Source organism: Nocardia sp. NPDC051787, assembly GCF_040681325.1.
In the GTDB taxonomy this organism is placed as follows: Bacteria; Actinomycetota; Actinomycetes; order Mycobacteriales; family Mycobacteriaceae; genus Nocardia.
This window is the reverse complement of the sequence record NZ_JBFAYO010000003.1, coordinates 258,229-270,383: the sequence shown is the minus strand read 5'-3', so window position 1 is coordinate 270,383 and position 12,155 is coordinate 258,229. Positions and strand designations below refer to the sequence as shown.

Sequence of the window (12,155 nt, the reverse complement as noted above, 5' to 3'; positions counted from 1 at the left end):
ATGCCGGATACCGATGTGGCTCAGTCCTTTCCCGACTTGCTGCGCGCGCAGATCCGTCACGGGTTCACCGCCGCCCAGCAGTATCTCGCCGCCGCCGTGTACTTCGACTCCAACCGGTTACCGCAACTGGCCGGACACGCCTACGCCCGGTCGCGCGAGCAGTACACGAACGCGCTGCGCATGGTGCAGTACCTGCTCGACCGCGATCTCGAGGTGCGGATCGTCGGGCTGGAGGAGATCCATTCGACCTTCGACAGCCCGCGCGCCGCGATGGCTTTGCTGCTGGATTCCGAACAGTCCCGCAACACGCAGATCAGCGACCTGGCCCGAGCGGCCCGCACGTCCGGCGATTACCTGGGTGAACGGTTCGTCCAATGGTTCCTCGAGGAACAGGTGAAGAACGTCGCCGGAATGACCACGCTGCTGGCCGTACTCGACCGCGCCGATGGCCAGCTGTTCGACGTAGAAGAGTTCGTCGCACGCGAGCTGCGGCCGGGGCCACGCGCCGATATGGCGGCCCCGAAAATGGCGGGTGCGGCGAAGAATTAATTAGGCAACACTAGCCTCAATAAGGCTGTACTTGGATGACATGTGCTGTGACCAGCGCTAATGTCACTCCTATGTCAAGCCATCCGGAATCCCCCCGCAGCAAATTTCACAACCTGTTGCACGATCAGATCCGGCACGAATTCAATGCCGAGCATCAGTACATCGCGATTGCGGTGTGGTTCGACAATGCCGATCTGCCGCAGCTGGCCAAACGGTTCTATGCGCAGGCGGTGGAAGAACGCAACCACGCGATGATGATCGTGCGGTACTTCCTGGACCGGGATATCAGTATCGAACTTTCCGGCGTGGACGCCGCGAAATCCCGGTTCGAGAATGCCCGTGAACCGATCGCGCTGGCGCTCGCCCAGGAGAAGACCGTCACCGAGCAGATCATCCAGTTGGCGAGCACCGCCCGCGAAGAAGGCGACTACCTCGGTGAACAGTTCATGCAGTGGTTCCTGAAGGAACAGGTGGAGGAGGTCGCCAACATGACGACCCTGCTCACCATCGCCGATCGCGCCGGGTCGAATCTGTTCGACCTGGAGGAATTCGTCGCCCGGGAAATGAGCGGCCCGAGCGACGCCTCCGGCGCGCCTTCGGCGGCGGGCGGCTCCATCTGACGGCATTCGCCGAAAAGGGCTGTCCGGCCCGGCTCCCCTATGAGCCGGGCCTGTTCCCGTTTCGGCAAGATACCCGGTCGAACGCTCTTGACGCCGAGCGGCATGAGCAGGGTTCCCGCGCTTTCCTCAGTAGTTCGGTGAGACTTGCCTTACTTTCCGGCTTTCGACCGGCGAGGGTCGGAAAAGAAGATTCTTCACAGAATTCCGGCGGTAATTCGAGGTCAGCGCAGCGTAACTTGACGCGATCGCAGTCCATCGCGGGAACGCCGTTCGTCGGCCGTCAACGGCGCATCGGTGGCCAGTGCCTCGGACAATCGAGCGCCGAACTCGACCACCGGCTTCACCCACTCGTCGGGATGCCGCTCGCGATCGAGGTCGAACACGGGGACGAGCACGCCGTGCGTGCGGAACGAACCGGCGAATCGCGAACCCTCGCCCAGAGTCAGGCCGCCCTTGGCGTGCACGCGGGCCAGGGCCAGCATCAAATCGTCCTCGTTCTCGGGCCGCACCCAGCGGATGTGCGCCTTCTCGCCCGCGTCCACCCACCACGCCGCACCGATCGCGTCCGCGTCCAGCGCGAGCCGCGCGGACGGCATGATCGCCTGCTTGGCCTGTTCGATGGTCGCCGCCACCTGCGGATCGGGCTCGACACCCTCCGGTACCCACCAGTCGAAGTCCTGGTGCACGGTCACGTCCAGGCTCGCGGCAGGATCGATGACGTCGGCCAGCCGGGGGCCGCCCGCGACGCTCTCCACGGAACTGAGCGAGTCACCGGGCTCGGCGGACTGCGTCCACAGAATCGCCGCGGCCAGATCGGCGGCCGCGTCCGCGCCCTGGAACTGCACCTGCGCACCGACGTAGCCGTTGGGCTCGTCACCGGCACGCACCAGCGCGGCCACCGCGCCGGGTAGCACCGTGGCGAGCACGACCGGACGTTCGGCGGCGACCGCGGGCGACAGCGTCAACCGCGCCGTGGCCGACGGAACGAACTCGCGCAGCGCGACCAGATCGCACTCCGCGGCCAAGCCCTCGAACGGACGCGTGACGGCCTGCGCCGCCTGCTCCAGCGCCGCCCGTCGCTCGGCGAGACGCTGCGCCCGGTTCCCGCCGGGCTTAGGACTGTTGCGCTTGCTCTTACCCACGAGGGGTCAACCTACAGGGTGCTGTGTTGGTTTTCGCATTGCCTGCGGCACTGCGTGTTCGCGGCACTGCTCGATCTCGCTTCGCTCGAAAGCGGGAGTTGGGCCGACGGGTTGTGCTGGGGAGCAGCCTCAGGGCTTTCGGCAGCGCCTTGGGCCTTCGGTGTTGACCACTACGTCGCGGACGTGTGGCGCGCGCACACCACATCGCACCCGCCTCCGAAGTCACCTGACGTGCGCCCCACCAGTCGCCGTGCGTAACGGTTCAGGCGGCGGTGAGCAGTGACTTGGTGCGGCCCGGGTGGTTGGTGGCGACCCAGCTCACGCCGAGGTCGGCACACAGCTGGACGTCGCCGGGGTCGTCGACGGTCCAGCAGTAGGTGGCGCGGCCGGCGGCGGCCGCCTTGTCGACCAGATCGGGATGCTCGCGCAACGTCTTCACCGAGGGGCCGACGGCAGTGGCGCCGACCGTCGTCGCGGCGGACCCGCCCAGGTAGCGCGATGATTCGCCGAGCAGAACGGTGGGCAGCAGCGGCGCGGCGCGGCGAATACGCCAGACCGCGGTGGCCGCGAAGGACATCACCACCGCACGGGAATGGTCGGCCGAGGCGGGGGTGGCGATGCCGAATCGCTGGAGTTCGGCCAGCAGCTTGTTCTCCACGAGCGCGCCGTAGCGGACGGGGTGCTTGGTTTCGATGAACAGCTTGGTCGGCCTGCTGCGCCAGTCCAGCACCAAGCTGATCAGCTCGCTGAGGGTCAGCACCGAGGCGGGCGCGTCGTCGGCGCCGAAGTCCAGCGCCCGCAGTTCGTCCAGAGTCATCTCGCTGACCAGCCCGCTGCCCGAGGAGGTCCGGTCGACCGTACGGTCGTGCACGCACACCAGATGCCCGTCCCTGGTCAGCCGGACATCGCATTCGACGCCGTCGGCGCCTTCCTGGAGCGCCAGCTCATAAGCGGCGAGCGTGTGCTCGGGTCGCGCCCCCGAGGCGCCTCGATGCGCGACGACGAATGGCGCGCGACTGCCCTGGCTCACTTGGCCATAACCTCCTCCTGCTCACGGTCCTGAGCACCGTTGTCCTCGTGCGCGGGCGCGCCGGTGGTCTCGGGCGCCGAGTCGGCAGTGCCGCCCGGATGGACGGGCGCGATCACCGGCACGGCGGGGTCGACCGCGATCAGCCAGCGGCGCACGGCCCGGCCGCGCCCGAGCAGGTCCCGCCCCTCGATCGTCCGCAGCACCCACAAGGTCAGCAGCGCGACCACGGCGGCGACCGCGTCGGTGAACGCCGTGAACAGCACTCCGTCCGCCTTGGCCTGCAACGAGTCCGCGTTCCGCCACAGCAGCGCGGCTAGCGCGACGCCGCCACCGAAAAGCCAGACCGCCCACCAGATCCGAATCGCGCGACGCGACCGCGGGTCACCGCGGAGGGCGGCCACCTCGGTCAGGAAGACCCCCGGCCACAGCAGGTTGAGCACCGGAACCAGGCAACCGAAGGCGAGCAGCCGTGGCGAACGCGGGTCGCGCCGTCCCGCTTCGGCGTAGGCCGCCCGCCTGATCTCGATCAGCCTGCCCACCACCGCTACGGCCGCCAGCAGCGCGAACACGAGCGCCAACGCTCCCGCGACCACGACGAACGCGTCGGAGGCGAACAGCACCGCGGGATTGATCAGGCGCGTGCGGTTATGCAGCAGAACCGAGTAGCGCGCCAGTTCGGCGAGAGCCGCGAGCACGAAGACGCCTGCGGTCGCGACGAGCAGCTTGGTCACCGAGTCGGTGAGCCTGCCGAGCGGATGGCGGGATGCGGACCCGGCCTGCGGCGGCGGGTCGATCAGACCCCAGCGCGGTATCTGGGTGTAGCGGGGCGTCGGCGTGGCCGCGGGCGGTCCGCCGGGCGAGGACGCCCTCCGCGTCCGGTGGTCGGGTTTGCGTGCCACCCAGCGGTAGTTGCGGCGGTCGGCGGGCGCGTCGATCGGCGCGGGCGAGAGGAGCACGCCGCGGCAGCGTGGGCACCAGTGCATCGGCGCCCCTTGCACGGCCCAGCGCGCGCCGCAGCGCGCACAAGGTTGCACCACCGTACTCACCGCGCACCTCGTTCTTTCGTCAGTAGATCTTCGCCTTGTGGTCGCCCTCCGCGACCAGCGGACGGCCCTCCTGCTGCCATGCCACCATGCCGCCGCGGACCTGGATGGCGTCGTATCCGATGTGCGTCAGATATTCGACCACCTGCAGGGAACGGCCGCCTTGCCGACAGACGACATAGAGGTCCGCGTCGTATTCCAGCTCGTCGAGCCGCGCGGGCACGTCGACCATCGGGATGTGGATCGCACCCGGCGCATGTCCGAGCCGCCACTCGCCGTCCTCGCGCACGTCGAGCAGAATCGGTCGCGGTGTGTCGGCCGAGGCGGGCGCTCTGCTGTCGAATTCGGCAGGCACCTCCGCCACCGTGACCGACGGAACGTGGGGGCTCGTCACAGTTCCGATCCTGCCATGGGGGGCGAGGTACCGTGCAGTTCCGGGCCAGGGGAGGAGCTCGACAGCGGCCCGCGACTTCGGGTATGTTCTGCTCTCCGGAACTCGACCACGGCCCCGCTCCATGCTGGTTGTGCATAACTCGGTCGAAGTTATCCACATAATCCACAAGCTGATCCACAAGACGTGGCTATGGACGAGCGCACCACCGAAAGGGTGCGTCTATCGAGCAGCCAATCGATCAGTACCAGACTTTTCCGTACCTCCGGTCCGGAACCCCGGGCTTCGACGTTCGCTCACTGTGCGCCCCGGGTGAGCGATGCGAATGACCGATCCGGGACTCCCCTCCTGACCATCCCGGAGCGGCCATTCGTCGCCGACCTCGGAGCCTGCGGCCGAAGGGGCTCCGATATCTACTTGGACGGGGCCGGCGCGCATTCGGTTCCATGAAAATGAGAACGCCGCCGAAATACCGGGTTACCGTGACGATGGTCGGTAGCCTGGGCTTATGAACGTGAGCAGGGGGCTACTCGACGGAATGGACACGGCCGGACTCAACGTCGCGCTGTCCGAGGCCACGTGCCTCGGCCTCGCGGTGGACGAGGCGGCCAATCAACTACGACTCGACCTCGAAGTGCTGACACTTCCCGAGCACGGCACGGCATCCGAGGACTCCCGGGTCCAAGTGACCTTCACCGGCGTGAGCCGGATTGCCGCGTCACTGCGGACACAGCACTGGGACGACCTGGAGCCCCGGGTGCTGCCACTGCAACTGGATGGCCTGGACGAGGCCATCCGCAGCTTCGGCGGCGGGCGGCTGCACGGCTGGGAATTCATCGACCTGGACGACAGCGGCTGGGCGCTATGGAGCGAGCTGCTCAGCTTCGACACCCGGATCGACGACCACAAATCCGCGCACGTTCTGGAGTTCTCGCAGGAAGAGGGGATCGATCCGCGCGAACTGGACGTCCGGGTGTGGTTCGACGGCATCACCGTTCACGACGTGCAGGGCAAGCAGATCCCGCTGGCGGATTTCATCGCGAATGGAGTCCGCTGGTGGCAGGCACACGACGCGGGCGACCCACGGGCAACCCGGCCCGGCATCGCCCCTCCGCTGTAACCGCCTGTCCCGGACCGAAACGACTCGCGTCACCGGGGCCGCGCATCCGGTCCACCGGATGCGCGGTTTCTCCGTCCGGCCAGGCGCGTCAGGCGCCCAAGCCGACCGGGCAGCTCACGCCGGTAGCGTGCACCGGGCAGTATCCGCCCGGGTTCTTCGCCAGGTACTGCTGGTGATAGCCCTCGGCGTAGTAGAAGGCCGACAGTCCGGGCAGTGCCACGATCTCCGTGGTGATCTCGCCGTATCCCGCCGCGGCGAGTCGCTTTCCGTATGCCTCGGCGGTCGCGCGGGCGAGATCGGCCTGCTCGGCGTCCATAGTGAAGATGGCCGAACGGTACTGGGTGCCACGGTCGTTGCCCTGCCGCATGCCCTGGGTGGGATCGTGGTTCTCCCAGAACTGCTTGAGGACGCCCGCGTAGTCGAGCAACGCGGGATCGAACACGACGAGAACGGATTCCGTGTGGCCCGTCCGCCCGCTGCACACCTCTTCATACGTGGGATTCGATGTGTACCCGCCGACATAGCCGACCGCGGTGGTGTAGACCCCGTCGAGTTCCCAGAATCCCTTCTCGGCCCCCCAGAAACATCCCATCGCGACGACCGCAACCTGCATGCCCTCGGGAAACGGCGGGTGGATCGGGTGACCGTTCACATAGTGGGTATCCGGCACCACGAGCGGCTCGGCCCGGCCGGGCAGAGCCTGTTCGGGCGTGACCATAGCGGGTTCGGGGAGGCTGAGGCGCCCCACTAGTTCGTCGTACCACGACATGGTTCGATGCTACGCGTGCGTTTCCAGTGGTGCCGATGTTCGTGATGTGACGATCCGCGACCCGCCCTCTGTGGGCAGCGTCACCGGAATGCGCGGGCGTCAGCCCAAGTTGGAATCGACCGGGTGTACGAATGATGGTTGGCTGTGCTCTGGACAACGGGCACACCAGCCCGACATAGGAAGGGACATCGTGGCTGAGTACACGCTGCCAGATCTGGATTACGACTACAGCGCCCTGGAGCCCCACATCTCCGGGCAGATCAACGAGCTTCATCATTCCAAGCACCACGCCGCTTACGTCGCCGGTGCGAACGCCGCACTGGAGAAGCTGGAAGCCGCTCGCGAGTCGGGCGATCACAGCGCCATCTTCCTGAACGAGAAGAACCTCGCCTTCCACCTTGGCGGCCACGTCAACCACTCCATCTGGTGGAAGAACCTCTCTCCCAACGGCGGTGACAAGCCGGTCGGCGAGCTGGCCGCGGCGATCGACGACCAGTTCGGCTCGTTCGACAAGTTCCGCGCGCAGTTCACCGCGGCGGCCAACGGTCTGCAAGGCTCCGGCTGGGCGGTGCTCGGCTTCGACACCCTGGGCCAGAAGCTGCTGACCTTCCAGCTCTACGACCAGCAGGCCAACGTCCCGCTCGGCATCATCCCGCTGCTGCAGGTCGACATGTGGGAGCACGCTTTCTACCTGCAGTACAAGAACGTGAAGGCGGACTACGTCACCGCGTTCTGGAACGTCGTCAACTGGGCCGACGTGCAGGAGCGGTTCGCCAAGGCGACCTCGCAGGCCAAGGGCCTCATCTTCGGCTGAGCCCACTCGGCACACCGGTATCGGTCCGCGAATCCGTCGCGCCACGCGCCGCTCGGGTTCGCGGACCGTTCCGTTTCCGGACCGACGCGGGCGCTTTGCCGATCACGCCCGCAGTCGCCGCCGATTCAGATTCGGCGAGGTAGAACGGAATCCCCTCGGTGCACAGCCCGATTGCTTCCCATCCGGCGACGGGCTGCCCGATTGGCACTCTTTGGTACTTGTGTGCCAGGTGACTCGTGGTTCATATTCGGGAATCCACAGAAAAAGGACGGGCAAGGCCGCCCCCGGTGCTACGACGGGAGGCAGAAATGCGCACGAACGAACCCATCGGCATCACGCCGTTCCACTCGCGCGGGTCGCTGCGGGGCTTCGTCATCTCCGGCCGCTGGCCGGACACCACCAAGGAATGGGCCCAAGTCCTCGTACTCGCGGTACGCGTGGCCACGCTTCCCGGGCTGCTGACGACCTCCACGGTGTTCGGTGTGCGCGAGGAGCTACCCGACGACCCTGCCCCCGGCACGGTCGGCCTGGTGATGGCCGAAGGCCCCGTGCTCGGCGAGGAAGCCGTGCAGCCCGGCCGGTTTGCCACGCATGTGCCGCCCGCCCTGTTGATGCTGCATCCCCCGTCCGAAACCCTGCCTTCGCTGCCGGAATGCACGGGCGCGGCATCCGGCTGCGTACTGCTGCCCGGCGTGCCGCATCTGGGACTCGAGCACCGCGCCGCGTGGGCCGAGGCCGAGTCCGATGGCACGGTCACCTCGCTGGTCAGCCGGGTCGGCCTGGACCCGATCAGCCATCCCGACACCGCGGTTCTGGCTATGCTGCTGGCTGCGTGAGGGTAGCCGAAACTCCTCGCGTGGATCGCCAAACTTATTGTGCGCATTGCGATTTCGATTACACCGGGTTGGCGTGGATGATCCGGCGCGGTAGAGTCGCAAACAGCGAAGGGGAGTAGCCCCCAATTACACAGTCGACATACTGACCCGCCGCCCCACGTGGGCCCGGGTCCGGCTGTGTGAACCGGCATCCATCCGGTGGGCGAGACCTTCGGCCTGGACAACCATTTCTGTTGCCAGCCGGAGGCTACCCGTATCTCCGACCGGCAGGCCGGAGACCTTGGAGCAGCCACACATGATCGCCACCGTATTGCTGAGCATCGGCATCGTCTTTCTCGCCGAGCTGGGCGACAAGTCCCAGCTGATGGCGCTGACGTTCGCGCTGCGCTATCGCTGGTGGGTCGTGCTGGGCGGCATCGCGACGGCCACGGCGGCGGTGCATCTGATCTCGGTCGGCGTCGGCCACTTCCTCGGTGCGGCACTGCCCACCCGGGCGATCGCACTCGTCGCCGCGATCACCTTCCTCGCCGTCGGCCTGTGGACTCTGCGCGAACACTTCGGCCCCGCGGACGAGGAGCCGGAGCCGAAGACACCCAAGACCGCGAGCGCGCCGTACTTCGTGGTGCTGTCGGCGTTCCTGCTGGCCGAGCTGGGCGACCGGACCATGTTCGCGACCGCGGCGCTGGCCACCGATTTCGACTGGGCAGGCGTCTGGCTGGGCTCGACGGTCGGCATGGTCGCAGCCGACGCGCTCGCCATCGCGGTCGGCATCCTGGTCGGCAAGCACCTGCCAGAGCACGCGATCGGCATCGGCTCGGGCTTGCTGTTCCTCTACTTCGGTGCGGCGACGCTGCTCGGCACCGTCGTACCCACCATGACAGGACCGCTCGTCGCCGCCCTAGCGCTGGCCGCCCCGGCAGCCGCTTTCGGGGTGCTCCTGACTCGGCGGGCTGTCGCAGGCCGGCGGTCCGCCTCCGAACAATCGGCGGCGATCACGGAGTCTGCCCGGATCGCAGCTGGCCGGCCGCCTCGTCGACCCGCGCGTTGATCTCGGCGACGAAGCGCGCCAGCAGTTCGATCTCGGCGGTGTCGTATCCGTCGAGATGTGCCCCGATCGCGGCGCCGAGGCCGGAGAACAGCGCCGCGGCCGCGGCGCTTGCCTCGTCGAGCGCGACGAGGACGCGACGCCGGTCATGCGGATCACGCTCCCGCCGGACATAGCCCGCGCGTTCCAGCCGGTCGATCAACGCGGTCACCGCGCCGCCGCGGGTGATCCCGAGCCGAGCAGCCAAGCTGCCGGGGGTCTGCGGCCCATCTATGCCGAGGACATTGAGACAGCTGAGATCGGTCAGCGTGATCCCGAGGCGCGCCGCCACCGCCGAGTGGAACATGACGGTGCGGGTTGCCTGCACCCGAAGCTGGTTCTGCAACGAAGTCAGGGCCGCGTTCCGGGTTTTCCCTGATGTCACCGCACAGGGCTCCTTTCTACTATCTCTGAAATAGAGAGTCTCTGAAATAGAGAATAATTGAGGACGATAGGAGTTCAGACATGACATCGAAGCGCGCGGTTCTGCTGTGGCTGCTGGTGATCTTCGTCGGCATCCAGTTCGGCGCGGGATGGTATGAGAAACTCGGCATCATCCCGCTGTGGGAGAGCGCCCCGCCCGACCAGGTACTCACCGCGATGGAGGGATCCGGATTCAAGCGAGCCGGGCGGGCGTTCTGGCCGTTCGTATCACCTGTGGTCACACTCCTGTCGCTGATCAATCTGTTCGTCGCGTGGCGCACGCCCGGCCCTTTCCAGCGCTGGTGGATCGCGAGCGCCGCGATCATGGCCTGCTACTCCGCGACAACATACGGCTACTTCGCGACCCAGATGCTGCTGTTCCAGTCCGGCGGCGCCGAATGGACACCCGATCGCGTGGAGTCCTTCGTGGAGCTCTGGACTGCGCTGAACTACCCGCGCATGGCGCTCGGCGGCATCGGCTGGCTGTGCGCCTTGCGTGCGCTGTCGCTGTCGGCCGCCCGTGCGGATCATCCGGCCCCCGCCGGAGTGCAGGCCTGATCACTGCGACCAGGCGGGGTCCGGCGGACCCCGTCAGGGCGCGTGGTCCACCACCGCACACCCGTACAAGCCGCCACCTCGACGCACCAGATCCAGCAGCGGTTCCCGCAGCGCGAGCAGACCGTCCGAGTCACCGGCCGCGATCCGGGCGGTGACCATCGCCCCCACCGCGGCGGCCATGGTCTGGCAGGCGAAGCGCTGGTGTTCGGTACGCGCGTCGAGCACGTCGGCGATCAAACCGACGAACAGCTCCTGCAGCTGGGCACGGCGAGCGATAGCCGCGGATCCCACCGCGAAGACCTCGACCAGGAACAGCCGGGCGCTGGCCGGGTCGTCCACCAGATGCTGGAGGTAGGCGCGCAAGATCCGGTCCATCCGCACCATCGGGTCCGCGTCCGCGCTCGCGGCCGAATCCTCTTCTGGACCAGTGGCCTCGGCGATCCGATCGAGCAGCAGCCGCACGGCGCGCTCGTAGGCCGCCTCGAAACAATCCTCTTTGGAACGGAACTGCTCGTAGAAGGTTTCCCGGGACACCCCGGCCCGCTTCAGGATCGCCGCCACCGACGTTCCGATATAACCGCTTTCGGCCATGGCCTCCGCGGTCGCGATCAGGATCCGCTCGCGCTGTGCGGCGATCACCTGCTCTCGCGGCAGGCCGTGCCTACCGCGCGGGAGGCGTGCGCTGATGGCCGATTCGGTCATGCGGTGACTCCGGTATTCGGTCGAGCGGACTTGGCTGCTCCATTCTGCTGGGTCGTTTCGGGTGGATCGTCCGACAGGGTGTTCACCTGGCCGGACGAACTCGCCGGTTGTGACGCTACCACCGAAGAACACAGTCGTTCGCAAAGAGGTTTGCCGGGGATGAACACCCCGAGGGAGCCGTGCGGTCCCCCTTGCCGAGCACCGGTTAGGGTGCAATTGACGAAGGGCCAACTGGCTGTCACGAACGAGAGGACCATCGTGGAGATTTCGGGTTCCGCCGCCATTGTCACCGGAGGCGCATCGGGCCTAGGCGCCGCCACCGCAAAGCGTTTCGCCGACCTCGGCGCCACCGTCTTCGGCCTTGACGTGCCGCAGTCGATCGAGCGCGCCGGCGACAACGTACCCGCCGGAGTCACCCTCATCGCGGCCGATGTCACCAGCAACGACGACGTCAGCGCGGCCGTCGAGCAGGTCGTCGAGTCGGGCGCGCCGCTGCGCATCGTGGTCAACTGCGCCGGCGTCGGCTGGGCGGGACGCATCCTGTCCAAGAACGGCCCGCACGACCTGGAGCTGTTCCGCACGGTCATCACGGTGAACCTGCTCGGCACCTTCAACGTCATGCGGCTGGCCGCCGACGCGATCGCGAAGACCGAGGCCGTGGACGAGTACGGCCAGCGCGGCGTCATCATCAACACCGCCTCCGTCGCCGCGTTCGAGGGCCAGATCGGCCAGATCGCCTACTCGGCGTCCAAGGGCGGCGTGCACGGTATGACCGTTCCGGCCGCGCGCGACCTGGCCCAGTTCGGCATCCGGGTGAACACCATCGCCCCCGGCATCATCGACACCCCGATGCTGGCCGGCGTCACCGAGGAGTACCGCAAGGGGCTCGAGGCGGGCGTGCCCTTCCCGTCCCGCCTCGGCCGTCCGGACGAGTACGCGCAGCTGTCGCAGTACATCGTCGAGCACGACTACCTGAACGGCGAGACCATCCGCATGGACGGCGCGCTGCGCATGGCCCCGCGGTAATTCCGTTCGACCCGGCTGCGCGCGGTCTGCTCGGCAATGGCCGTGCGC

At 67.4% G+C, this 12,155-nt stretch carries 15 protein-coding genes; 8 read left to right on the top strand and 7 right to left on the bottom strand.

From position 1 onward, the window contains the following. Positions 1-549 (top strand): ferritin-like domain-containing protein, encoded by a 549-nt coding sequence (locus AB0M45_RS04920; protein WP_364322926.1) that lies wholly within the window; start codon positions 1-3, stop codon positions 547-549. A gap of 71 nt (positions 550-620) precedes the next feature. Continuing rightward, entirely contained in the window at positions 621-1,169 is a 549-nt protein-coding gene (locus tag AB0M45_RS04915) for a ferritin (RefSeq protein WP_364322923.1), read from the top strand. Between the two features lie 221 nt (positions 1,170-1,390). Here AB0M45_RS04915 and AB0M45_RS04910 read toward each other — a convergent pair whose 3' ends face one another. From AB0M45_RS04910 to AB0M45_RS04895, 4 genes are all read right to left on the bottom strand, one after another. After that, on the bottom strand, positions 1,391-2,311 hold the full coding sequence (locus tag AB0M45_RS04910) for a DUF5926 family protein (RefSeq protein WP_364322921.1): 921 nt from the start codon (positions 2,309-2,311) through the stop codon (positions 1,391-1,393). Between the two features lie 262 nt (positions 2,312-2,573). Continuing rightward, positions 2,574-3,341 (bottom strand): glycerophosphodiester phosphodiesterase, encoded by a 768-nt coding sequence (locus tag AB0M45_RS04905; RefSeq protein ID WP_364322919.1) that lies wholly within the window; start codon positions 3,339-3,341, stop codon positions 2,574-2,576. Then, complete coding sequence (locus AB0M45_RS04900; RefSeq protein ID WP_364322917.1) at positions 3,338-4,297, bottom strand: DUF4328 domain-containing protein; 960 nt, start codon at positions 4,295-4,297, stop codon at positions 3,338-3,340. The genes AB0M45_RS04905 and AB0M45_RS04900 overlap by 4 nt, the downstream gene beginning before the upstream one ends. A 109-nt stretch (positions 4,298-4,406) precedes the next feature. After that, a complete protein-coding gene (locus tag AB0M45_RS04895; protein ID WP_364323094.1) occupies positions 4,407-4,739 on the bottom strand; it encodes a rhodanese-like domain-containing protein in 333 nt (110 codons plus the stop codon). Positions 4,740-5,283: 544 nt separating this feature from the next. Between AB0M45_RS04895 and AB0M45_RS04890 the strand changes: the two genes are divergently transcribed. Beyond that, entirely contained in the window at positions 5,284-5,895 is a 612-nt protein-coding gene (locus tag AB0M45_RS04890; protein ID WP_364322914.1) for a hypothetical protein, read from the top strand. 88 nt (positions 5,896-5,983) lie between these two features. Here AB0M45_RS04890 and msrA read toward each other — a convergent pair whose 3' ends face one another. Further along, positions 5,984-6,664 (bottom strand): peptide-methionine (S)-S-oxide reductase MsrA, encoded by a 681-nt coding sequence (gene msrA, locus AB0M45_RS04885; RefSeq protein ID WP_364322912.1) that lies wholly within the window; start codon positions 6,662-6,664, stop codon positions 5,984-5,986. Between the two features lie 190 nt (positions 6,665-6,854). On the opposite strand from msrA, the gene AB0M45_RS04880 reads away from it, so the two are divergent. From AB0M45_RS04880 to AB0M45_RS04870, 3 genes are all read left to right on the top strand, one after another. After that, complete coding sequence (locus AB0M45_RS04880; protein WP_040772607.1) at positions 6,855-7,478, top strand: superoxide dismutase; 624 nt, start codon at positions 6,855-6,857, stop codon at positions 7,476-7,478. A gap of 308 nt (positions 7,479-7,786) precedes the next feature. Next, the gene (locus AB0M45_RS04875) at positions 7,787-8,314 is read left to right on the top strand and encodes a peptidase (RefSeq protein WP_364322909.1); all 528 of its coding nucleotides are present in this window, start codon (positions 7,787-7,789) and stop codon (positions 8,312-8,314) included. Between the two features lie 295 nt (positions 8,315-8,609). Beyond that, a complete protein-coding gene (locus AB0M45_RS04870; RefSeq protein WP_364322906.1) occupies positions 8,610-9,362 on the top strand; it encodes a TMEM165/GDT1 family protein in 753 nt (250 codons plus the stop codon). Here AB0M45_RS04870 and AB0M45_RS04865 read toward each other — a convergent pair. Then, the gene (locus AB0M45_RS04865; protein WP_364322904.1) at positions 9,307-9,783 is read right to left on the bottom strand and encodes a MarR family transcriptional regulator; all 477 of its coding nucleotides are present in this window, start codon (positions 9,781-9,783) and stop codon (positions 9,307-9,309) included. The genes AB0M45_RS04870 and AB0M45_RS04865 overlap by 56 nt on opposite strands. 80 nt (positions 9,784-9,863) lie before the next feature. Between AB0M45_RS04865 and AB0M45_RS04860 the strand changes: the two genes are divergently transcribed. After that, a complete protein-coding gene (locus AB0M45_RS04860) occupies positions 9,864-10,379 on the top strand; it encodes a DUF1772 domain-containing protein (RefSeq protein ID WP_364322901.1) in 516 nt (171 codons plus the stop codon). 33 nt (positions 10,380-10,412) lie between these two features. Here AB0M45_RS04860 and AB0M45_RS04855 read toward each other — a convergent pair whose 3' ends face one another. Beyond that, positions 10,413-11,081, bottom strand: coding sequence for a TetR/AcrR family transcriptional regulator (locus tag AB0M45_RS04855; protein WP_364322899.1), 669 nt, complete (start codon positions 11,079-11,081; stop codon positions 10,413-10,415). A 258-nt stretch (positions 11,082-11,339) separates the two neighbouring features. On the opposite strand from AB0M45_RS04855, the gene AB0M45_RS04850 reads away from it, so the two are divergent. Beyond that, positions 11,340-12,107, top strand: coding sequence for an SDR family NAD(P)-dependent oxidoreductase (locus tag AB0M45_RS04850; RefSeq protein ID WP_364322897.1), 768 nt, complete (start codon positions 11,340-11,342; stop codon positions 12,105-12,107). The last annotated feature ends 48 nt before the right edge of the window (positions 12,108-12,155 follow it).

Coding starts and splice junctions, on each gene's coding strand:
- AB0M45_RS04920 (WP_364322926.1), top strand. CDS start 1: ATGCCGGATACCGATGTGGCTCAGTCCTTTCCCGACTTGCTGCGCGCG.
- AB0M45_RS04855 (WP_364322899.1), bottom strand. CDS start 11,081: ATGACCGAATCGGCCATCAGCGCACGCCTCCCGCGCGGTAGGCACGGC.
- AB0M45_RS04860 (WP_364322901.1), top strand. CDS start 9,864: ATGACATCGAAGCGCGCGGTTCTGCTGTGGCTGCTGGTGATCTTCGTC.
- AB0M45_RS04870 (WP_364322906.1), top strand. CDS start 8,610: ATGATCGCCACCGTATTGCTGAGCATCGGCATCGTCTTTCTCGCCGAG.
- AB0M45_RS04915 (WP_364322923.1), top strand. CDS start 621: ATGTCAAGCCATCCGGAATCCCCCCGCAGCAAATTTCACAACCTGTTG.
- msrA (WP_364322912.1), bottom strand. CDS start 6,664: ATGTCGTGGTACGACGAACTAGTGGGGCGCCTCAGCCTCCCCGAACCC.
- AB0M45_RS04890 (WP_364322914.1), top strand. CDS start 5,284: ATGAACGTGAGCAGGGGGCTACTCGACGGAATGGACACGGCCGGACTC.
- AB0M45_RS04875 (WP_364322909.1), top strand. CDS start 7,787: ATGCGCACGAACGAACCCATCGGCATCACGCCGTTCCACTCGCGCGGG.